This window comes from Streptomyces sp. NBC_00271 (assembly GCF_036178845.1).
Classification (GTDB): Bacteria; Actinomycetota; Actinomycetes; order Streptomycetales; family Streptomycetaceae; genus Streptomyces.
This window is the reverse complement of sequence record NZ_CP108070.1, coordinates 5,556,740-5,577,428: the sequence shown is the minus strand read 5'-3', so window position 1 is coordinate 5,577,428 and position 20,689 is coordinate 5,556,740. Positions and strand designations below refer to the sequence as shown.

The following is a 20,689-nucleotide window of genomic DNA, read 5'->3' as shown; positions in this document are numbered from 1 at the left end:
GTTTACAACGTGCGCGCCCCGGAGGGGACTTCGTGGGGATTGAGAGCGACCAGCTCGTATTCGACTATCTGAGCCGCGTCGGAGACCTGGCCCAGCAGCGCCAGCTGCCCTCGGCCACCCGCATGCGACTCGTGTCGGAGCTGCGCAACGAGATCGACCGACGCCGGGCGAAGGCCCCCGTCGACAGCCCGGCCGCCGTCCGCCGCATCCTCTCCCGCCTCGGCACCCCGGACGACATCGTCGCCGCCGCCCGCGAGGGCGCCCCCGAGACCGGTACGGACACCCGGGCCGTCGTCCCCACCCAGCGCGCCGGCGAGGCCGAAGACCGCCCCAAGGGCCTGCGTCGAGTCGTCCCGAGGCCGCGCCCGGCGGAGCCGAAACACGCGCCCCGCCCCACCGAGTCCGACGACGCCCCCTCCCCGCCCCACCTCGCGAGCACGCACGAACTGGGCGACAGCTCCGCGGATCCGGACTGGTGGCGCAAGGACACCAGCCCGTTCGGGCTGGGGGACAACGTGCCGGGATTTGTCGGCGGCGTGGAGATCCCCGAACTGCTCAAGCCGCCACCGAAGCACGAGGACGACGACGAGGACGCGACCGGGGACGAGGACGATCCGACCAAGTCCTCCAAGTCCTCCAAGCCCTCCAAGCCGGCCAAGGCACCCAAGTCGCCCAAGGTCGAGAAGCCCGCCCCCGTCGAGGACCCCGACGTCACCGTCGCGCCCCGTCGCCGACTCCCCCGCCCCGGCAACTGGAGCAACCCCCTCCTTCTGCTGGCCGCCGTCCTCCTCGTCGTCGGCGCCGTCCTCGGCAACTGGTTCGCCCTCGGCCTCGGCTGGCTCATCGCCTGGGCCTCCCGCCGGCTGAGCCCCGTCGAGTCGAAGTGGGCCGTGCTCGGCATGCCGGGGCTGGCCGTGACGGCGGGCGTCGTCTGGCTGTGGGGCCGTACGGACGGCCGCTGGGGCGATCCGATCGTCAAGGGGCACATGAACGAGGCGGTCGCGCAGACCTGGCCGTGGGTGGTCAGGGGCGCGGCCGTGGCCTCGGCGCTGTACCTGGTGTGGCGCTCACAGCGACGCCGCTGACCCGCGAGGACGCCGCTGACCCGCGCGACCGACCGCCACCGGCCACCACATGGGCACGTGGGCACAATGGTCCATATGCCTATCGCATCGACGACCTCCCGGACTCCCCACCTGCTGACCGTCGGCTTCGACCTCGACATGACCCTGATCGACTCCCGCCCCGGCATCCACGCCTGCTACCAGGCACTTTCGGAGCGCACGGGGACGTACATCGACTGCGACCTGGCCGTCACGCGGCTCGGACCGCCGCTGGCGGAGGAGCTGATCAACTGGTTCCCGGCGGAGCAGGTGCCCGCGATCGCCGACCTCTACCGCGAGATGTACCCCGTGCACGCCATCACCGGCACACTCGCGATGCCCGGCGCCCGCGAGGCCGTCGCGGCGGTCCGCGCGGCGGGCGGGCGCGCGGTCGTCGTCACCGCGAAGTGGGAGCCCAACGCCAAGCTGCATCTGGACCACCTGGGCATCGACGCCGACGCGGTCGTCGGCAACCTGTGGGCCGAGCAGAAGGCGCAGGCGCTGCGGGAGCACGGCGCGAGCGTGTACGTCGGCGACCACACCGGCGACGTCCGCGGCGCGCGCACCGCGGCCGCGTACTCCGTCGCGGTCGCCACCGGCCCGTGCGACGCGGCGGAGTTGCGCGCGGCGGGCGCGGACGTCGTGCTGGCCGACCTGACGGAGTTCCCGGCGTGGCTGAGCGACTACCGCGGGGATTACCGGGAGGCCGTACGGGCCTGAATCGCGCGGGCCTGACGGCGTCCCGCGGCGACGGACCGCAGCACCCCCGCCGCGGCGATCAGGAAGCCGACACCCATGAGCATGCTCAAGCCGAACATGTACGTAGGGAAAGGCGTCGTATGGAGGAGTAGCGGGGCCACAGTGACGAGTGTGGCCACGGCTCCGACGAAGAACACGATGGCACCGGCACGGATCAGCCGGTCACCGGGCTCGGCGGAATTCGGTTGGGTTTTGTCACGCACCGGACCAGGGTAGTTCCCAGCGCGAAGGAACAATCCGGCGACGTCTTGTCACCGGCCCCGGGACCATTAGCCTTGGTACCGGCGGGTCCGACGACCCGCTGTAGTGCTATCCGGGGCAGTTTCCGACCGTTGCCCGTGCAACGGCCCGAGTATGCGCCCGTGCAGTTTCAGAGCAGTTTCCGACGAGTACGAGGACGAGGACAGACGTGCCTACCGGCAAGGTCAAGTGGTTCAACAGCGAGAAGGGCTTCGGCTTTCTCTCCCGCGACGACGGCGGCGACGTCTTCGTTCATTCCTCGGTCCTGCCCGCCGGAGTAGATGTGCTCAAGCCCGGCCAGCGCGTGGAGTTCGGCGTGGTCGCCGGCCAGCGCGGTGACCAGGCGCTTTCGGTGACCATCCTGGACCCGACCCCCTCCGTCGCGGCCGCCCAGCGCCGTAAGCCGGACGAACTGGCCTCCATCGTGCAGGATCTGACGACCCTTCTCGAAAACATCACGCCGATGCTGGAGAAGGGCCGCTACCCCGAAAAGGCCTCAGGCAAGAAGATCGCGGGCCTCCTGCGCGCGGTCGCCGACCAACTCGACGTATAGCCCGCGGGCGGGCGGAAGGAAGCGCCGGAGGCGTATCCGGGCCGAGGGGCGTGATCAGCCCCTCGGCCCCGTCCGTACCGTCGGCCGGGGATCAGGGGAATGACAGGGCGTGGGGTCCGAGTGCCGGGACCAGTCCTTCGGCGGCGGCGCGGGTGAGCAGGCCTCGGATCGCGGCGTAGCCGTCCTCCCCGAGGTCGGCGGTGAACTCGTTGACGTACAGGCCGATGTGCTGGTCGGCGACGGCCGGGTCCATCTCCTGGGCGTGTTCGAGGACGTAGGGGCGGGAGGCCTCCGGGTCGTCCCAGGCGGCGCGGACCGAGGAGCGGGTGGCGTCGGCGAGGCCCTTCAGACGCTCCTCGCCCAGCGCGCGCTTGGCGATGATCGCGCCGAGGGGGATGGGCAGTCCGGTCGTGCGCTCCCAGTGCTCGCCCATGTCGGCGAGCTTGTGCAGCCCGTAGTTCTGGTACGTGAAACGGGCCTCGTGGATGACGAGTCCGGCGTCGACCTTCCCGTCCCGTACCGCCGGCATGATCTCGTGGAAGGGCATGACGACGATCTCGCCGACCCCGCCGGGAACGGTGTCCGCGGCCCACAGACGGAAGAGCAGGTAGGCGGTCGACCGCTCGCTCGGCACGGCGACCGTGCGCCCGGTCAGGTCCGCGTCCGGCTCCCGGGTGAGGACCAGGGGCCCGCAACCCCGGCCCAGCGCGCCCCCGCACGGCAGCAGCGCGTACTCGTCGAGGACGTACGGCAGGACGGCGTACGACACCTTCAGCACGTCGAACTCGCCGCGCTCGGCCATGCCGTTGGTGATGTCGATGTCCGCGAAGGTCACGTCGAGCGCGGGCGCGCCCGGGACGCGGCCGTGGGCCCAGGCGTCGAAGACGAAGGTGTCGTTCGGGCAGGGCGAGTACGCGATCTGCAGCGTCTTCTCAGGGCTGGTGGTCTGGGTCATGTGGGTTCCAACTCTCCAGGACGGGCGCGAGCTTCCCGAACGCCTCGGTGAGGGCCGCGAGAGCCTCTCCGATCCGCCAGGCGGCGCGGTCGCGCGGGCCGACGGGGTTGGAGACCGCGCGCATCTCCAGTACGGGCACACCGTGCGCGGCGGCCGCCTCGGCCACCCCGAAGCCCTCCATGGCCTCGGCGAGGGCATGCGGGTGCCGGGCCCGCAGCTCGGCGGCGCGCTCGGCGCTGCCGGTCATGGTGGACACGGTCAGTACGGTTCCGGCGTGTCCGCCCGTGGCCGACACGACCTCTCGTACGAGTGATTGCGGCGGACGGTGGCTGACGGTCCCGAACCCGAGCTCGGTGACCGGCAGGAACCCGTCCGCGGTCTCGGCGCCCAGGTCCGCCACGGTGATCTCGTCGGCGACGACGAGGGATCCCACCGGGGCCTCAGGCTGAAAACCGCCCCCGATCCCGGTGGAGACGACGAGGTCGTAGGGGGCGCCGTCCAGGGCGGCCGCGGTGAGCGCGCCCGCGGTGGACGCGGCGGCCGGAGCGGGCCCCACCCCGGCGGCCAGCAGATCGAGGGTCACGCGGGCGGCAGTGCTGTCACGGGAGGCCGGGGACAGCCGCTCCAGGGTCGTCCCGGGCAGCCGCAGCGAACGGCCGGTGGCAGTGAACGCCCCGGCCACCGCGTCCCTCTCCACGGGAACGGCGGTGGCCACCAGCACCTTCAGCCCAGCGGCAGCGATCAGGCGTCCTTCTTGAGCTTGAAGGACCACAGCCCGGTCACCGTCTTGTCGCCCTCCTTGATGGAGACCAGCGTGGAGTTGCCGCTCGCGCCGTACTGCGCGTTGAAGAACACGCTGCCCGGGATCGTGCGGTACGTCTTCTTGCTGGAGTCGGTCAGCGGCTGACCGTTCATCAGGATCGTCCAGCCGTTGTCGGCGATCTTCGGGTCCACACCGAACCGGACGGTCTCGTCGGGGTCGACCTTGATGGACTTGATGTCCGTGCCCTTGAGGCACTTGGCCAGGTCCGCGGTCTTCACCTCCTTGCCGTCGTTGTAGCAGTCGGTCTCGGAGCTCACGGAGTTCTTGCCGACCGTGATGGTGGCCAGCGGCGTCGGCTTGTCACAGGCGGACAGGACGAGAAGTCCGGCGGAAACGGCGCCGAGAGCGGCAACGGCGCGGCGGCGATGTCCATTGGCGGCTCTGCCGCGGGGCAGGGAGGTCATGGCCGAAGGCTATCGGGCACGTCCACCGCTCTCCCCACGTGGGGTACGGCGTGCCGCCGTCAGGCCACGCGTGAGCGCACCGGGCCCCCGCGCCGCGCCGCGCCGAGCAACCCCCGCGTGGTGGCCAGCCATCCGACGGCGACGATCGCGGCGGCCACGGACAGGCCCAGTGTGCCGTTGAGGGGCAGCACGATGCCGATCGCGCCGCCGAACACCCAGGCCACCTGCAACAGCGTCTCCGAGCGCGCGAACGCCGACGTACGGACGAGTTCCGGCACGTCCCGCTGGATCAGCGCGTCCAGGGAGAGCTTGGCCAGCGCCTGCGAGAACCCCGCGACCGCCGTCAGACAGGCCACCAGGAAGGCCCCGAAGAATAGGGCGGCGGTGATCGCGGCCCCCAGCACACACGCGACGACCGTCACGATGATGATCTCCGGGGCGCGCGATTTCAGCCAGGCCCCGACCGCCGTGCCGAGCGCGTTGCCCGCGCCCGCCGAGACACCCACTATCCCGAGCGAGACGGCCGCGCTCTCGCCGGTGAGCGGGTGCTCGCGGAGCAGGAAGGCGAGGAAGAAGATCAGGAAGCCGGAGAGACAGCGCAGGGCGGCGTTGGCGCCGAGGGCGTGGGTGACGGCCGTACCGACGGTGCGCAGTCCCGGCCGCCGCAACTTGTCCTTGATGAGCTGCGGTCGGTGCAGATGCTCCTCGTCCGCGACGAGCAGCGCCCGGTCCTCGCCCTTGGCCGAGTCGACCTTGGGCGGCAGCGTGAACGACAGGAACGTGCCCGCGATGAAGATGACGAAGGCGCCGTAGAGCGGATAGCGCGGGCCGAGGGCCTGCAGCCCCGCCCCGATCGGCGCGGCGACACCGGTGGCCAGGAGTCCGCCCAGGGTGACCCGGGAGTTCGCCTTCACCAGGGAGAACCGGGGTGGCAACAGCCGCGGCACCACGGCGCTTCGTACGACCCCGTACGACCTGGACGCGACCAGCACGCCCAGCGCGGCGGGATACAGCTCCAGGCCGCCGGTCACGACCGCGCCCGACAGCAGCAGCGCGAGCAGGGCCCGGGCGAACATCGCGCCCGCCATCGCGGCCCGGCGGCCGTGCGGCAGACGGTCCAGAAGCGGGCCGATCACCGGGGCGAGGACGGTGAAGGGCGCCATGGTGATGGCGAGGTAGAGCGCGACGCGCCCGCGTGCCTCGTCGGTGGGCACCGAGAAGAAGACGGTGGAGGCGAGCGCGACGGTGATCATGACATCGCCGGCGCCGTTCACCGCGTGCAGCTCGATCAGTTTCCCGAGGCCGGATTCGCCCGCCCCGTGCGCGTGCGTCGCCTTGCGGATCCCGCGCGCCGTTCCGGTCACCGGGAAGTGCAGGGCACGGCCCACCGCGCGGACGGAACCGGTCATCCGGCCCGATCCGCCATTTCTGGTGCCGCCCTTGGCAGCGCCGACACCGGCGGCTCCTTGGGGCGACCTCGCGGCTGCCACTCCGCAATAGTGCCCCGAGAAGTGCGTACGTAGTGCGGTTACCGCGCGTATGGCGGCCGAGTGGGCGGGTGACGGGCCGCATGCGGGGCGCGTGTCGGGGTGCCGAACCGGACCGGGTCGGGGGCGAGGAGCGTTTTCCGGCCGACCGCGACGGTTGTGCGAGGTTCTTTTCGATCCGTACGAGAGGCGGTGTGGGGTGCGAAAACACTGCCTCGGAGCGGTCCGGAAACCTGGCGCGGAGTGCGGAAGCGCCCCGCCGGTGTGGGCCCAGGGCTCAGGAGAAGGTAGCGTGCGTAGCGCGCCTGCGGCGGTTGTTCTCGGCCGCGCGCCTCTCGGTCATCCCGCAGAATGGATGACGTAGGTGCGCCCGAGTGCGATCGGGCGTGGACGTCGACGCGGCCCACCGGTCCGCTCCGTCCGCACCCCCGCCGAGGGATGGCGCACCCGTGAGACGGCGTAGGAGAGAAGCGATACCTGTGAGCGCAGCGACAACGCGAAGCCGCACCCCCGACCGCCTGTGCGCCGAGGCCGTCGACCTCGCGCGCACCGCCGCCGAGGAGGCCGCCGCCCCCGGCGTCGTCGGCGAACACGTGGGACTGGTCTCCGAGGGGGACCGCGTTGTCACGCACTACTTCGAGTGCAAGGAGTTCGGGTACCGCGGCTGGCGCTGGGCCGTCACCGTCGCCCGTGCCTCCCGCGCGAAGGTCGTCACCCTCGACGAGACGGTGCTGCTGCCCGGCCCCGACTCCCTGCTCGCCCCCGAGTGGGTGCCGTGGAGTGAGCGGCTGCGCCCCGGGGACATGGGCCCGGGCGACCTGCTGCCCACGGACGCCGAGGATCTGCGTCTGGAGCCCGGTTACTCCGGGGAGGACGAGCCCGCGCCGAACTCCGCGGTCTCCCAGGACATGGCGGAACTGGTCGAGGCGGAGGACGCCGAGGTCACCGCCGGCACCCCCGCGCATTTGCCGTTCGCCCCGCGCCGCGGCTCGATCGCGGCCGTCGCGGAGGAACTCGGCCTGCGCCGGGCCCGTGTGCTCTCCCGCTACGGCCTGCATGTCGCGGCCGACCGCTGGGAGGAGTCGTACGGCCCCAAGACGGCGATGGCCCAGGCCGCCCCCGCGTCCTGCGTCAGCTGTGGCTTCCTGAACCCCATCGGGGGCTCGCTCGGACAGGCGTTCGGCGTCTGCGCGAACGAGTTCTCTCCGGCGGACGGGCGTGTCGTCTCGCTCTCCTACGGCTGTGGCGGCCACTCCGAGGCCGCGGTCATGCCCACGCCTCCCCGCCCGGCCCCTCCGGTCATCGACGAGACCAAGGTCGACCCCTTCCCCCTGCGCCCGTCCCCGGACTCCGGTTCGGTCTCCGTCACCCCCGACGAAACCGCAGCCGAACTGGGCCACTCGTAACTCCCCTCGCCCCCGCCGCCCCTACCCATCCCATCCCAGGGGCTCCGCCCCTGCACCCCGCCGGGGGCTGTCGCATTGCCCGAAGGGCTCGTCCTCGAACGCCGGACGGGCTGAAGATGCGCGCAGCGCCCCTTAGGAGCGCGGGGAACTGCGCGACCAGCCCCCACTCGGCTGCAGCCGAGCGATTCGGGCGGGCGGAGGCACGGGCCCTGGAACGCCGGGTGCCCCGAGGTTTTCAGGGGCGCGGGGAACTGCGTGACCAGCCCCCACCGGCCCGCAGACAGGGGATCTGTGGGCGGGGATCCGGGGCGTAGCCCCGGGTCAGGGGGTCCCGGAAGCCCGCGGCCGGGCGGACCCGGGCAGGCCGGAATCCGGGGTCCCGGCCCCGGCGTGAGAGGCCCGCAGGCCAAGACGCACCGTGGGCCGGGCCAGAACCCCTTCCGCCGCGCGGTACCTTCGTGCCGCGACCGAGCCCAGCGCTCGCGATCGCGCGAAGCGAGAGGGAGAGTGAACCGTGAGCAAGTTCGTGCGGCCGGCAGCCGAGGGCGCGGACCCGTTCGGCACGGCCCGCCTGCGCCGCGGCGTGCAGGACGCCTGGGCCACCAGCCCGGCCCGGTTCCGCGAGGACGCCAACGCCGAGGAGGACCTCGTCCTCGGCGGCTACCGGGACCGGCTCGTCGTCGAGCTCGCCCAGAACGCCGCCGACGCGGCAGCCCGCGCCGGCGTCCCCGGCCGTCTCCGCCTCACCCTCCGCGACGGAGTACTCCTCGCGGCCAACACCGGCGCCCCCCTCGACGCGGCCGGCGTCGAATCGCTCGCCACCCTCCGCGCCTCCGCGAAGCGGGACGCGCACGACACCGCCGTCGGCCGCTTCGGCGTCGGCTTCGCGGCCGTCCTCGCGGTGACCGACGAGCCCGCCGTGGTCGGCCGGCACGGCGGCGTGCGCTGGTCCCTCGCCGAGGCCCGCGAACTGGCGGCGGACACCGCCCGCCACAGCCCGGGCCTCGGGGACGAGATCCGTCGGCGCGACGGTCATGTGCCGCTGCTCCGGCTGCCGTTCGCGGCCGAGGGCACCGCCCCGGACCCGTACGACACCGTCGTGATCCTCCCGCTGCGCGACCCCGCCGCCGAGGGCCTCGCCGAGCGCCTCCTGCAGAACATCGACGACGCCCTCCTGCTCGCCCTCCCGGGCCTGGAGGAAGTGATCGTCGAGGTCGGGGAGGGCGGCGAGGACGTACGCACGCTGCGGCGCCGCGGCGACGAGCACGGCGTCACCATCGAGGACTCCCGCCACGGCACCACGCCGTACCGCACCGTCTCCCACCACGGCCCCCTCGACCCCGCCCTCCTCGCCGACCGCCCGGTCGAGGAGCGCCTGCGCCCGCACTGGTCGGTGACCTGGGCCGTCCCGGTGGACGAGGACGGCACGCCCGCCCGGCCCCGTACCAGCCCCGTCGTGCACGCGCCCACGCCCAGCGACGAGCCCCTCGGCGTGCCGGCCCTCCTCATCGCCTCCCTCCCGCTCGACACCACCCGGCGCCACGCCGCGCCCGGCCCGCTCACCGAGTTCCTGGTGGAGCGCGCCGCGGACGCCTACGCCGAACTCCTCGCCGCCTGGCGCCCGGTGGACACCGGGATCATCGACCTCGTGCCCGGCCCCCTCGGCAAGGGTGAGCTGGACGGCACCCTGCGTCAGGCGATCCTGGACCGGCTGCCGCGTACCGCCTTCCTGCCGCCCGCCGTCCCGCAGGCCAAGGACCAGGACGCTCCGGCGGACTGGCCCGAGGGCGAGAGCGACGCAGCCGGGGCCGGGATCGGTCTCGCGGAGATCGCGGAGAACCCGGACGCCCTGCGGCCGCGCGACGCCGAGGTCGTCGAGGGCGCCGGGGCCGACACCGTCCGCGTCCTCGCCGAGGTGATCCCCAGCCTGCTGCCCGCCGGGCTGGAACGCCGGGTGGAGCTGCGGACGCTGGGTGTCGCCCGCGTCCCGCTCACCGAGGCAGTGGACCGGCTGGCCGGCCTCGAGAAGGACCCGGGCTGGTGGCGGCGGCTGTACGACAGCCTCGCCGGCGTCGACCCGGACCGGCTCTCCGGCCTGCCCGTACCGCTCGCCGACGGCCGTACGACCATCGGTCCCCGCCAGGTCCTGCTGCCGCTCCCCGAAGGGCCCACTCCCGACGACACCTGGGCCGCCACCTCCGACGCCCTCGCCCGCATCGGCCTCAAGGTCGCCCACCCCGACGCCGCCCACCCCCTCCTGGAGAAGCTGGGCGCCCTCCCGGCCACCCCCCGCGCCGTCCTCACCACCCCGCAGGTGCGTGCCGCCGTCGCCGCCTCCCTCGACGACGAGGGCGCGGCCTGGGACCAGGAGACCCCGGACAGCGAGGAGTTGGCGGACCTCGTCCTCGCCCTCGTCCGCGACGCCGCCCTCGAACCGGGCGACGAACCCTGGCTCGGGGCCCTCGCCCTGCCCGACGAGGAGGGCGAACTCCTGCCCGCGGGCGAACTCGTACTGCCCGGCAGCCCCTTCGCCCAGGTCATGCGCGAGGACGAACTCGCCTTCGTCGACGGCGAGCTGGCCGACCGCTGGGGCGAACAGCCGCTCGCGGCCTGTGGTGTGCTCGCCAACTTCACCCTCGTCCGCGCCACCGACGTCGTCCTCGACCCGGACGAACTGGAGCCCCGCGACGCGGACTTCGCCGAACCCGACGACGCGGGTCTGCTGGACGCCGTCGACGTGTGGTGCGAGGACGTCCTCGACCGGCTGCCCGACACGCCGGTGCCGCCGGTCGCGACGGAGATCGTCGCCGTACGGGACCTGGACCTGGTCGACGACGACCGCTGGCCGCAGGCACTCGCCCTGCTCTCCCGGCCGCCCCTGCGGGACGCGCTCACCCAGCCGGTGCGGATCCTCCTCCCGGACGGCACGCACGAGATCGTCCGGCCGTACACGGCTTGGTGGCTGCGCGACCACCCCGTCCTCGACGGCCGCCGCCCGGCCGGTCTGCGGGCGGCAGGCGGCGACCCCCTCCTGCACGGCCTGTACGACGCCGCCGACGCCACCGGTTTCGACGACGAGCAGGTCCTGCGGGCGCTGGGCGTACGCACGTCCGTGGCCGCCCTCCTGGGCGAGCCCGGCGGCGCCGCCGAACTCCTCGACCGGCTCGCCGACCCCGACCGCGAGGTCTCCGGAGCGCAACTCCACGCCCTCTACGGGGCCTTGGCCGACCTCGAACCCGAACAGGTGACCCTGCCGGACGAGTTGCGGGCCGTGGTGGACGGCGAGGTGGTCGTGGTGGACGCCGCCGACGCCGTGGTCGTCGACTCGCCCGACCTGCTGCCCTTCACCGGCGGAATGCCGCTGCTCCCCGTACGGCCCGCGCGCGCCGCCGATCTCGCCGAACTGTTCCAGGTGCGGCGGCTCAGCGAGTCGGTGACCGGCGAGGTGACCTCGGAGGGCACCGAGCACGACGTACCGGAGTCCGTGCGGGTCCTGCTGGGCCACTCGACCCCCACCTCGTACGTCGAACACGAGGAACTCGTCGTCGACGGCACCGAATTGGACTGGCGCCGCACACCAGATGGGGTGCTGCACGCCGCCACCCTGGAGGGCGTGGCGGCCGGCCTCGCCTGGGCGGCCGGACAGTGGCCGCGCCGCTTCGAGGTCGCGGCCCTGCTGGAGGACCCGTCCCGCACGGAGGAACTGGCTCGGGACCGCTGGTTCGACTGAGACCTGAACCCGCGCAGGGCGCCACCGGATCCGTCGGTGGCGCCCTCGCGTTCGCCAGGCGGCGTCCCGTTCGGTCAGGAACGTGAGCAGCAGGGCAAAGAGGCGTTCCACCGCATGCTGTTGCTGTTCATGGCCGGTGACTTCGACGGGGACGGCAAGGGCGGACTGGCGGCCGGCAAGAGCATGTGGCCGACGGTCTAGGTGTTGTGTGACGCGAGGGCCGGTTCCGGACTTTCCGGGACCGGCGTTTCGTGTTGCGTCATGCGGAACCGAGGCGTGACGCACGCGTATCCCAAACATTGATCATGTACGGGTAAAATCCGCATCGCCCCTTACAACCCGCCGCGCCCGCCACGGATCAGAGCACGTGAGTCAACAGACTCCTCGATCACTTCTCCCTCTGGGGAACGCACATGCGCATACGCGCCACCGTGGCCGCCGTCTCCGGCGCCCTGGCCCTCTCCGCCTTTGCCGTACCGGCCGCGCACGCCGCCGCCGCGCCCAACGTCACCTTCTCCAACGTGAAGGTGAACAAGGCCAAGGCGATGGTCGTCGGCACCAAGAAGACCGTTGTCACGGTCACGTACACCCTGACGCACCCCGCCAACGTCAGCATCGCCCCCGACAAGCTCGGCACCGGGCCGATCCTCTACCGCGGCTCCTCGCTGACGGAGCGGACCGCGGCCTTCGGCAGTGACGAACCGGGGACCTGCAAGGCCGCTTCGACGACCGTGGCCAACTGCACGGCGACCATGTACTTCCGTCCCACCGTCGCCGACGAGATCGCGAACGCCGACGCCGGGACCTGGAACGTGGGCGGTGTCGCGGTCACGGCCGGCGGCGCCATCAAGTGGCAGGGCGGCCTCGGCACCACCAAGCTCCAGCGCGCCTCCAAGCTGACGGTCAACGCGGCCCCGGAGCCGGTCAAGAAGGGCAAGACCATCACGGTCACCGGTGCCCTGACCCGCGCCGACTGGCAGACCGGCAAGTACACGGGCTACACGGGTCAGTCGGTGAAGCTGCAGTTCAAGAAGAAGGGCGCCAGCGCCTACACCACGGTCAAGACGATCAAGACGACCACGGGTGGCGCGCTGAAGACGACGGTCACGGCGTCCGTCGACGGCACCTTCCGCTACTCCTTCGCGGGCACCACGACCACCCCGGCCGTCAGCGCCACGGGTGACTACGTCGACGTGCGCTGATCCTCGAGGGCCGTAACGCGAAGGCCGGGAGCCGCCCTGTTGACGGGCGGCACCCGGCCTTTTCTCTTCCCGGTGGGCGCCGACCCGTCCGCGTCCTTCTCGTAGCGGGCGACAACGAACCGCATGGCATCACTTTCCGCGTGGTGGGACGGCATGGTTACGCCGGGAATCGGCGGTCCACCCATCTCCACAGGAACTCCAGGGTGGCCGCCGCCACCACCGAGATGCCCACCGCGATCCACGGCATCTGCACGCCCACCAGCTTCAGGGCGAAGAAGTGCTGGAGCCACGGCACGATCAGTACGACGAGGAACGCCAGGCCCATCGAGGCCACCAGGGCGACGCGCCACCAGGTGTACGGGCGGGCGACGATCGCCAGCACCCACATCGAGATCAGGAACAGGGTCAGCGTGGCGGCGCTGGTCTCCGCGTCCAACTCACCCGGCCCGGTGTAGTGCTGACGGGCCACCATGTACGTGATGAAGGTGGCGACCGCCGCGACGACGCCCCCGGGGATCGAGTACCGCATGACCCGCTGGACGAAGTGCGGTCTCGCCCGCTCCGTGTTGGGGGCGAGCGCGAGGAAGAACGCCGGGATGCCGATGGTCAGCGTGGACAGCAGGGTCAGGTGCCGGGGCAGGAAGGGGTATTCGACCCGCCAGCACACCACCAGGATGGCCAGCAGCACCGAGTAGACCGTCTTCACCAGGAAGAGGGTCGCGACGCGGGTGATGTTGCCGATGACCCGGCGGCCCTCCGCGACCACCGAGGGCAGCGTCGAGAAGCTGTTGTTGAGCAGCACGATCTGGGCCACCGCCCGGGTCGCCTCCGAGCCCGAGCCCATGGACACGCCGATGTCGGCGTCCTTCAGGGCGAGCACGTCGTTCACGCCGTCGCCCGTCATCGCCACCGTGTGGCCGCGTGACTGGAGCGCGCCCACCATGTCCCGCTTCTGCTGCGGGGTGACCCGTCCGAACACCGTGCCCTTGTCCAGCGACTTCGCCATCTCCTCCTTCTCGTCGGGAAGGTGGCGCGCGTCCACGACAGTGCCGCTCAGGCCGAGCTTCCCGGCCACCGCGCCCACCGAGACCGCGTTGTCGCCGGAGATGACCTTCGCCTTGACGTCCTGCTCGGCGAAGTAGCGCAGGGTGTCCGCCGCGTCCGGGCGCAGCCGCTGCTCCAGGACCACCAGGGCGGTGGGGCGGGCGCCCTGCGTCACCTTGGGGTCGTCGAGGTCCTTCGAGGCCTTGGCGAGCAGCAGCACCCGCAGCCCGTCCTCGTTCAGCCGCGCGGTCTCGGCGAGCGCCGGGTCGTCGTCGGGCAGCAGGACGTCGGGGGCGCCGAGCAGCCACGTACTCGACTCTCCGTTGCCCTCGCTGAAGGACGCCCCACTGTACTTGCGGGCCGAGGAGAACGGCAGCGACTCGGTGCAGCGCCAGTCCTCGCTGTCCGGGTAGGAGTTGATGATCGCCTGGAGGGAGGCGTTCGGGCGCGGGTCGGACTCGCCGAGCGCCCCGAGGGCCTTGCGTATGTACGTCTCGTCGGCGCCCTGGATCGGCCGCAGCTCGGTGACGTCCATGCCGCCCTCGGTGAGGGTGCCGGTCTTGTCCAGGCAGACGGTGTCGATGCGGGCGAGGCCCTCGATGGCGGGAAGTTCCTGCACGAGGCACTGTTTCCGGCCAAGCCGGATGACGCCGATCGCGAAGGCGACGGAGGTGAGCAGGACCAGGCCCTCGGGGACCATCGGGACGATCCCGCCGACCGTACGGGCGATGGAGTCCTTGAAGCCGTGCTGCTTGACCACGAGCTGGCTGATGACCAGACCGATCGCGGTCGGGATCATCATCCACGTCACGTACTTGAGGATCGTGGAGATACCGCTGCGCAGCTCGGAGTGGACCAGCGTGAACCGGGACGCCTCCTCGGCGAGCTGCGCCGCGTACGCCTCCCGTCCCACCTTCGTCGCGGTGAACGCGCCGCCGCCCGCGACCACGAAGCTGCCGGACATCACCTCGTCGCCGGCGTGCTTGACCACCGGGTCCGCCTCACCGGTGAGCAGTGACTCGTCGATCTCCAGACCGTCGGCCTCGACGCACGAGCCGTCCACGACGATCTTGTCCCCGGGCCCGATCTCGATCATGTCGTCCAGCACGATCTCCGACGTACTGACCTCGCCCGCGACCCCGTCCCTGCGCACCGTCGGCTTCGCCTCGCCGATCACCGCGAGCGAGTCCAGGGTCTTCTTGGCCCGCCACTCCTGGATGATGCCGATCCCGGTGTTGGCGATGATCACGTACCCGAACAGGCTGTCCTGGAACGGCGCCACGAACAGCATGATCAGCCAGAGCACACCGATGATCGCGTTGAACCGGGTGAAGACGTTGGCGCGGACGATCTCGCTGATGGAGCGGCTGCTGCGCACGGGGACGTCGTTCACCTCGCCGCGGGCGACCCGTTCGGCCACTTCGGCGGCGGACAGCCCCGGGGCCCGCTTGGAGGCGGGCAGGGGCACGGGGTGAACAGGATCGAGTTCGGCGCCCGCGTCGATGTGCGTCATGCATCCGACGGTACGTGCGGAAATACGGCTTCACCCGCCGAGTGCCCCAAAGATCCGACCAGGGGAGGACCGGAGCGGCGGCCAGTGATGCCGTGGTTGTAGGGGGAACTGGTTGCTCCGCAGCAGCGGACGGTTACTCCGTAGTGGCGGAGGGCTGTTGCTCCGCTTCGGCGGCGGCCTTCTTGAGGGCGGCGTCGCGCCCACGGACGTACCAGATGCCGATCAGGCCGAGGCCCGCGCCGGCCAGGCAGGTCCACACCCACCACAGGTGCCCGTGGTCGTCGAACCAGCCGTAGAACGGCAGCTGCACCAGGAAGAGGACGAACCAGAGGATCGTGCCGCCCGTGATGGTGGCGACGACGGGCCCCTCCAGGGGCTCCGGCGCCTCGTGCTTGGGGGTCCACTTCGCCATGGACACAGCTTACGAGGCCGTCCGCCCCGGCTCCGCCGGACCCGTGCGGGCCCTTGTATACCAATGGTCTACGCGCGGAGATAGCGATTTCGAACTCATATGTTCATACTGAAACGGTCCGAGTCTGGCTCTTTCTGTTCGTACGAAACTCCAACAGAAACATCTGAGAAACCTGTTGGTGATCGCGCGGCGGCCAGACTCGATCATGTTTCCCCCAGCCCGGCGCCTGTCCCCGCCCGGCGCCAGTCCTGGCCCGCAAGGCCCCGCACGTATGAGGTCACCCATGTCCACCTCGGCCACCACCAAGGCCCCCGCCCCGGACCAGCCGGGACCCGGCCCCGCGCAGGGCGCGCTGGACCGCTACTTCAAGATCTCCGAGCGCGGCAGCTCCCTGCCCCGCGAGATCCGAGGCGGTCTCGCCACCTTCTTCGCGATGGCCTACATCATCGTGCTGAACCCGATCATCCTGGGCAGCGCGAAGGACATGTACGGGCACCACCTGGACAACGGCCAGCTGGTCACCGCGACCGCCCTGACCGCGGCCTTCACCACGCTGCTCATGGGTGTCATCGGCAACGTGCCGATCGCGCTGGCGGCGGGCCTCGGCGTGAACACGGTCGTCGCCCTCCAGCTCGCCCCGCGGATGTCCTGGCCGGACGCCATGGGCATGGTCGTCCTCGCGGGCTTCATCGTGATGCTGCTTGTCGCGACCGGTCTGCGCGAGCGCGTCATGAGCGCTGTGCCGCTGGGCCTGCGCAAGGGCATTGCGATCGGTATCGGGCTGTTCATCATGCTGATCGGCCTGGTCGACTCCGGCTTCGTCACGCGCATCCCGGACATCGCGCAGACGACCGTGCCGCTCCAGCTCGGCGCCGACGGCCACCTCAACGGCTGGCCCGTCCTGGTCTTCATCCTCGGCACGCTGTTCACCCTCGCGCTGATGGTGCGCAAGGTGCCCGGCGCGATCCTGATCTCGATCGTCACGATGACGGTCGTCGCGGTGATCATCAACGCCGTCGCCAAGGTCCCGTCCTGGGGTCTGACCACCCCGAAGTGGCCGGGCAACCCGGTCGCCACCCCGGACTTCGGGCTTGTCGGCAAGGTCAGTCTCTTCGGTGGCTTCGACAAGGTCGGCGTGCTGACCGGCATCCTCTTCGTGTTCACCGTGCTGCTGTCGACCTTCTTCGACGCGATGGGCACGATCATGGGCATCAGCGACGAGGCCAAGCTGACCGACGCGCAGGGCAACATGCCCGGCATCAACAAGGTCCTCTTCGTCGACGGCATCGCGGTTGCCGCGGGCGGCGCGACCTCCTCCTCCGCCACCACCTGCTTCGTGGAGTCCACGGCGGGCGTCGGCGAGGGCGCCCGCACCGGCTTCGCGAACGTCGTCACCGGTGCGCTCTTCGCCGTGGCGCTGTTCCTCACCCCGGTCGCCACGATGGTCCCGTCCCAGGCCGCCACGCCCGCGCTCATCGCGGTCGGTTTCCTGATCATGTCCCACTCGGTCAAGGAGATCGACTGGGCGGACCACACGATCGCCATCCCGGCCTTCGTGACGATGATGATGATGCCGTTCACCTACTCGATCACGAACGGCATCGGCATGGGCTTCATCACCTTCGTGGTACTGCGCCTGGCCGCCGGCCGCGCCCGGGAGATCCCGGTCGCGATGTACGTCGTCTCGGCGGTGTTCGCCTTCTACTATCTGATGCCGGCCCTGGGCCTGACGTAAGCGGCTCCGTGGGGGTCGCGCGAGCGGCCCCACGGGGTCTCACGTGACCCCGTAGAACTTCTCCGTCTCCTCGACCGCGGTCTGGAACCGCTCGTCGAAGTCATCGCGAATGAGCGTCCGGACGACATAGTCCTGGACGCTCATTCCGCGTTTGGCGGCATGGTGTCGGAGCCGGTCGAGCAGCTCCCCGTCTATCCGCAGGCTGAGCACGCTGGTCCCCATGCAGTCGAGGGTCGCGGGAGCAGGAGGGACGCGGGGTCACTTTCTGGCTGCGACTCACTCATATGGGTGACGTGACGGTTCAGTCACCCGTGTCACGGGCACCCCGTGGCTCTTTAGAGAGGGTAATGAGTTACTCTAAAGACATGGCTGACCTTACCCATGGCGACGACGCTGCCGCCGTGAACGCCCTGCGCTCCGCAGTAATGCGCCTGTCGCGTCGACTCAAGCACCAGCGGGTCGACGAGTCGCTGAGCCCGACCGAGATGTCGGTGCTCGGCACCCTCGCCCGCTGTGGCACCGCCACGCCCGGCGAGCTCGCCCGTAAGGAGCATGTGCAGCCACCGTCGATGACCCGCATCGTCGCGTTGCTGGAAGCCAAGGGCCTGGTCAGACTGGAGCCGCACCCCGAGGACCGGCGCCAGAAGGTCGTCACCCAGACCGACAAGGCCGAGGCGATGCTCGAGGAGAGCCGCCGCAAGCGCAACGCGTTCCTGGCCGGACTGGTCGAGGCCCTCGACGAGGACGAGTGGGCGAAGGTCCGCGAGGCCGCGCCCGTCCTCGAAAAGCTCGCGCAACTGTGACAGGGGCGCACACCCGGCCCGGGCCCGCACGCGACAGGCGCGGGTTCGGCGCGGGCGCCGCGCGGCGGTCGCAGCCGCGCACGGCGGACCGCCGGATGTGCGCCGGCCACGGTGCCCCCTGCACCGCCAGGGGCACGCCGTGACGGCCGTGCGCACTGCCCCGCACGCTCCGCCGTGCCCGAACCTCACCGTGACAGACGCGGCCGCGCCCGCGTGCAATGACGTCCCACGCTAGGAGGCGAATCCCTTTGAGTACGGGATCCGGAATACCTTCCGCCCCCGGACCAGCCACCCCCGACTCCCCGCCCACCTCCGAGAGTTCCTCCCGTTCCCCCCGCTCCTCGATGTTCAGCTCGCTGAGGATCAGGAACTACCGGCTGTTCTTCCTCGGCCAGGTTGTCTCCAACACCGGCACTTGGATGCAGCGCATCGCCCAGGACTGGCTGGTCCTGAGCCTCACCGGCTCCTCCGCCGCGGTCGGCATCACCACCGCGCTGCAGTTCCTGCCGATGCTGCTCTTCGGGCTGTACGGCGGCGTCCTCGTCGACCGCCTCCCCAAGCGCCCCACCCTGCTGGCCACCCAGACCGCCATGGGCGTCACCGGCCTCGCGCTCGCCTTCCTGACCCTCTCCGGACATGTCCAGGTCTGGCACGTCTACCTGGCGGCCTTCGCCGTCGGCCTCGCCACGGTCGTCGACAACCCGGCCCGCCAGTCCTTCGTCTCCGAGATGGTCGGCCCGGGCCAGCTGCAGAACGCGGTCAGCCTCAACTCCGCCAACTTCCAGTCCGCCCGCCTGGTCGGCCCCGCCGTCGCGGGCGTCCTGATCACCGGCGTGGGCACGGGCTGGGCGTTCCTCTTCAACGGCCTGTCCTTCGTGGCCCCCCTCGTCGGCCTGCTCCTGATGCGCGCCCGCGACCTGCACCCCATCGAGCGGGCGCCGCGCGGCAAGGGCCAGCTCCGCGAGGGCCTGCGCTATGTCGCCGGCCGCCCCGAGCTGATCTGGCCGATCGTCCTCGTCGGCTTCATCGGCACGTTCGGCTTCAACTTCCCGGTCTGGCTCTCGGCGTACGCGGACGACATCTTCCACGCGGGCGCCGGCGGGTACAGCCTCTTCAACACACTGATGGCGGTCGGCTCGGTGGCCGGCGCGCTGCTCGCCGCCCGCCGCGGCACGGCGAGACTGCGCGTCCTGATCGCGGCGGCCGTGGCCTTCGGCATCCTGGAAGTGGCGGCGGCCCTGGCCCCGTCCTTCTGGCTCTTCGCCCTCCTCATGGTCCCCATCGGGATCTTCGGTCTCACCGTCAACGTCACGGCGAACACCGCGGTCCAGATGGGCACCGACCCGGCCATGCGCGGCCGGGTGATGGCGCTGTTCATGATGGTCTTCATGGGCGGTACGCCCCTGGGGGCGCCCCTGGTCGGCTGGGTCACGGACGCCTACGGCGCCCGGGTCGGCTTCGCCCTCGGCGGCCTGGTCTCGGCCGTCGCCGCGATCACCGTCGGCCTGGTCCTGGCCCGCGTCGGCGGCCTGCGTCTGTCGGTGGGCTGGCATCGCGGCCACCCGCAGGTCAGCTTCGTACCGAGAGAAGCCGGGGAGCAGAAGGAGCGGATGGCCACGGCGGTGTGACGACGACCGCCGTACGGTTGCCCGGCCGACCGCCGTACGGTGGTCGGCCGTCGGCACGGCTCGAGGGTGGCCCGGTGATCCATTCCCTGGAAGGGTGATGGGCATGAGACTCTTTGCGGCCGTGCTGCCACCTCAGGCCGCGGTGCGTGAACTCGGCACGATGGTGGACGAGTTGCACCGCCTGCCGGGCGCGGACGGACTGCGCTGGACGGGCCGCCTCGGCTGGCACTTCACCCTCGCCTTCTACGGCGAGGTGGCGGAAGAGCTCGTCCAGCCCCTGTCGGACCGCCTGGCCCGCGCGGCCCACCGCACGCCCTCCTTTCCCCTCGCCCTCCGCGGCGGCGGCCACTTCGGGGGCCGGGCGCTGTGGACCGGGGTGTCGGGAGACGTCCCTACGATGCGGCTGCTGGCCGACCGGGCGGAGGCGGCGGCGCGCAAGGCGGGCGTCGGGACGGGCGAGCACCGTCGCTACCGCCCGCACCTGACGCTGGCCCGCAGCCGCGACACCGCGGACTTCGCCCCGTACGTGACCGCCCTGGACGCCTTCGCCGGGCGGGACTGGACGGTCCGGGAGCTGTGTCTCGTACGCAGCAATCTGCCGAGGTCAGGACTCTCGGGGGAGCAGCCGCGCTACGAGACGGTGGCGCGCTGGCCGCTGGACGGGGCGGGCGGCTGAAGGTCCTCGGGGGCGGCCGGTTAACCTCGATGGCGTGAACCCGAAGACCCGAAACCAAATCATGGCCGGTGTGCTCGTGCTGATGTTCGTCGTGGTGGCGCTGGCGGCGGCGGTCAAGTAGGGCCGGCCAGGCCGCTTTGCCGGTTCGGCCGGAACTCCGCGCCGCTCGTCCGCCTGCGGGCGGTCGTGGCCGGTCGCGCGGTTCCTCACGCCCCT

At 71.4% G+C, this 20,689-nt stretch carries 19 protein-coding genes; 11 read left to right on the top strand and 8 right to left on the bottom strand.

All coding sequences use genetic code 11. The features are described from left to right. Positions 1–32: 32 nt before the first annotated feature. Together OG798_RS25460 and OG798_RS25455 are read left to right on the top strand one after the other, a co-directional pair. The gene (locus tag OG798_RS25460; protein ID WP_328757726.1) at positions 33–1,085 is read left to right on the top strand and encodes a hypothetical protein; all 1,053 of its coding nucleotides are present in this window, start codon (positions 33–35) and stop codon (positions 1,083–1,085) included. 66 nt (positions 1,086–1,151) lie between these two features. Continuing rightward, a complete protein-coding gene (locus tag OG798_RS25455) occupies positions 1,152–1,823 on the top strand; it encodes an HAD family hydrolase (RefSeq protein ID WP_183127284.1) in 672 nt (223 codons plus the stop codon). On the opposite strand, the gene OG798_RS25450 is transcribed toward OG798_RS25455, so the two are convergent. Beyond that, positions 1,799–2,065 (bottom strand): hypothetical protein, encoded by a 267-nt coding sequence (locus OG798_RS25450; protein WP_054235167.1) that lies wholly within the window; start codon positions 2,063–2,065, stop codon positions 1,799–1,801. The genes OG798_RS25455 and OG798_RS25450 overlap by 25 nt on opposite strands. Before the next feature lie 206 nt (positions 2,066–2,271). Between OG798_RS25450 and OG798_RS25445 the strand changes: the two genes are divergently transcribed. Beyond that, entirely contained in the window at positions 2,272–2,655 is a 384-nt protein-coding gene (locus tag OG798_RS25445; RefSeq protein WP_054235168.1) for a cold-shock protein, read from the top strand. A 91-nt stretch (positions 2,656–2,746) separates the two neighbouring features. On the opposite strand, the gene OG798_RS25440 is transcribed toward OG798_RS25445, so the two are convergent. Genes OG798_RS25440 through OG798_RS25425 form a run of 4 tightly spaced genes read right to left on the bottom strand, consistent with a single transcriptional unit; the run spans position 2,747 to position 6,327 of the window. Next, positions 2,747–3,610, bottom strand: coding sequence for a 1,4-dihydroxy-6-naphthoate synthase (locus tag OG798_RS25440; protein ID WP_121415762.1), 864 nt, complete (start codon positions 3,608–3,610; stop codon positions 2,747–2,749). Continuing rightward, positions 3,588–4,325: a futalosine hydrolase gene (locus tag OG798_RS25435; protein WP_257016728.1), complete on the bottom strand. Its 738-nt coding sequence runs from the start codon at positions 4,323–4,325 to the stop codon at positions 3,588–3,590. The genes OG798_RS25440 and OG798_RS25435 overlap by 23 nt, the downstream gene beginning before the upstream one ends. A gap of 26 nt (positions 4,326–4,351) precedes the next feature. Continuing rightward, positions 4,352–4,837, bottom strand: a complete 486-nt coding sequence (locus OG798_RS25430; protein ID WP_067371854.1) for a DUF2771 domain-containing protein — start codon at positions 4,835–4,837, stop codon at positions 4,352–4,354. A 59-nt stretch (positions 4,838–4,896) separates the two neighbouring features. Next, the gene (locus OG798_RS25425) at positions 4,897–6,327 is read right to left on the bottom strand and encodes an MFS transporter (protein WP_328757725.1); all 1,431 of its coding nucleotides are present in this window, start codon (positions 6,325–6,327) and stop codon (positions 4,897–4,899) included. A 476-nt stretch (positions 6,328–6,803) separates the two neighbouring features. Between OG798_RS25425 and OG798_RS25420 the strand changes: the two genes are divergently transcribed. The 4 genes from OG798_RS25420 to OG798_RS25405 all read left to right on the top strand — a co-directional run bounded on the left by OG798_RS25420 (position 6,804) and on the right by OG798_RS25405 (position 12,662). Beyond that, positions 6,804–7,730 (top strand): DUF3027 domain-containing protein, encoded by a 927-nt coding sequence (locus OG798_RS25420; protein ID WP_095853993.1) that lies wholly within the window; start codon positions 6,804–6,806, stop codon positions 7,728–7,730. A 514-nt stretch (positions 7,731–8,244) separates the two neighbouring features. Beyond that, positions 8,245–11,460: a sacsin N-terminal ATP-binding-like domain-containing protein gene (locus OG798_RS25415; RefSeq protein ID WP_328757724.1), complete on the top strand. Its 3,216-nt coding sequence runs from the start codon at positions 8,245–8,247 to the stop codon at positions 11,458–11,460. A gap of 36 nt (positions 11,461–11,496) precedes the next feature. Further along, positions 11,497–11,661 carry a hypothetical protein gene (locus tag OG798_RS25410; protein WP_267062184.1) on the top strand — a complete coding sequence of 55 codons (165 nt, stop codon included), beginning with the start codon at positions 11,497–11,499 and terminating at the stop codon, positions 11,659–11,661. Between the two features lie 212 nt (positions 11,662–11,873). Further along, a complete protein-coding gene (locus OG798_RS25405) occupies positions 11,874–12,662 on the top strand; it encodes a hypothetical protein (RefSeq protein ID WP_328757723.1) in 789 nt (262 codons plus the stop codon). 157 nt (positions 12,663–12,819) lie between these two features. Here OG798_RS25405 and OG798_RS25400 read toward each other — a convergent pair whose 3' ends face one another. Both OG798_RS25400 and OG798_RS25395 read right to left on the bottom strand, forming a co-directional pair. Further along, positions 12,820–15,219: a cation-translocating P-type ATPase gene (locus OG798_RS25400; RefSeq protein WP_095853996.1), complete on the bottom strand. Its 2,400-nt coding sequence runs from the start codon at positions 15,217–15,219 to the stop codon at positions 12,820–12,822. Positions 15,220–15,352: 133 nt separating this feature from the next. Further along, a complete protein-coding gene (locus tag OG798_RS25395; protein WP_095853997.1) occupies positions 15,353–15,631 on the bottom strand; it encodes a DUF2530 domain-containing protein in 279 nt (92 codons plus the stop codon). A 283-nt stretch (positions 15,632–15,914) separates the two neighbouring features. Here OG798_RS25395 and OG798_RS25390 point away from each other — a divergent pair, with 283 nt between their 5' ends. Further along, the gene (locus tag OG798_RS25390; protein WP_095853998.1) at positions 15,915–17,366 is read left to right on the top strand and encodes an NCS2 family permease; all 1,452 of its coding nucleotides are present in this window, start codon (positions 15,915–15,917) and stop codon (positions 17,364–17,366) included. A gap of 39 nt (positions 17,367–17,405) precedes the next feature. Here OG798_RS25390 and OG798_RS25385 read toward each other — a convergent pair whose 3' ends face one another. Then, positions 17,406–17,588: a hypothetical protein gene (locus OG798_RS25385; RefSeq protein WP_054235178.1), complete on the bottom strand. Its 183-nt coding sequence runs from the start codon at positions 17,586–17,588 to the stop codon at positions 17,406–17,408. Positions 17,589–17,731: 143 nt separating this feature from the next. Between OG798_RS25385 and OG798_RS25380 the strand changes: the two genes are divergently transcribed. From OG798_RS25380 to thpR, 3 genes are all read left to right on the top strand, one after another. Next, entirely contained in the window at positions 17,732–18,169 is a 438-nt protein-coding gene (locus tag OG798_RS25380) for a MarR family winged helix-turn-helix transcriptional regulator (RefSeq protein WP_054235179.1), read from the top strand. Between the two features lie 344 nt (positions 18,170–18,513). Beyond that, positions 18,514–19,797, top strand: coding sequence for an MFS transporter (locus OG798_RS25375; protein WP_267062182.1), 1,284 nt, complete (start codon positions 18,514–18,516; stop codon positions 19,795–19,797). 103 nt (positions 19,798–19,900) lie between these two features. Further along, entirely contained in the window at positions 19,901–20,473 is a 573-nt protein-coding gene (gene thpR, locus OG798_RS25370) for an RNA 2',3'-cyclic phosphodiesterase (protein WP_267062181.1), read from the top strand. The last annotated feature ends 216 nt before the right edge of the window (positions 20,474–20,689 follow it).

Coding starts and splice junctions, on each gene's coding strand:
- OG798_RS25405 (WP_328757723.1), top strand. CDS start 11,874: ATGCGCATACGCGCCACCGTGGCCGCCGTCTCCGGCGCCCTGGCCCTC.
- OG798_RS25400 (WP_095853996.1), bottom strand. CDS start 15,219: ATGACGCACATCGACGCGGGCGCCGAACTCGATCCTGTTCACCCCGTG.
- OG798_RS25440 (WP_121415762.1), bottom strand. CDS start 3,610: ATGACCCAGACCACCAGCCCTGAGAAGACGCTGCAGATCGCGTACTCG.
- OG798_RS25390 (WP_095853998.1), top strand. CDS start 15,915: ATGTCCACCTCGGCCACCACCAAGGCCCCCGCCCCGGACCAGCCGGGA.
- OG798_RS25385 (WP_054235178.1), bottom strand. CDS start 17,588: ATGGGGACCAGCGTGCTCAGCCTGCGGATAGACGGGGAGCTGCTCGAC.
- OG798_RS25380 (WP_054235179.1), top strand. CDS start 17,732: ATGGCTGACCTTACCCATGGCGACGACGCTGCCGCCGTGAACGCCCTG.
- OG798_RS25430 (WP_067371854.1), bottom strand. CDS start 4,837: ATGACCTCCCTGCCCCGCGGCAGAGCCGCCAATGGACATCGCCGCCGC.
- OG798_RS25395 (WP_095853997.1), bottom strand. CDS start 15,631: ATGGCGAAGTGGACCCCCAAGCACGAGGCGCCGGAGCCCCTGGAGGGG.
- thpR (WP_267062181.1), top strand. CDS start 19,901: ATGAGACTCTTTGCGGCCGTGCTGCCACCTCAGGCCGCGGTGCGTGAA.
- OG798_RS25375 (WP_267062182.1), top strand. CDS start 18,514: ATGTTCAGCTCGCTGAGGATCAGGAACTACCGGCTGTTCTTCCTCGGC.
- OG798_RS25455 (WP_183127284.1), top strand. CDS start 1,152: ATGGTCCATATGCCTATCGCATCGACGACCTCCCGGACTCCCCACCTG.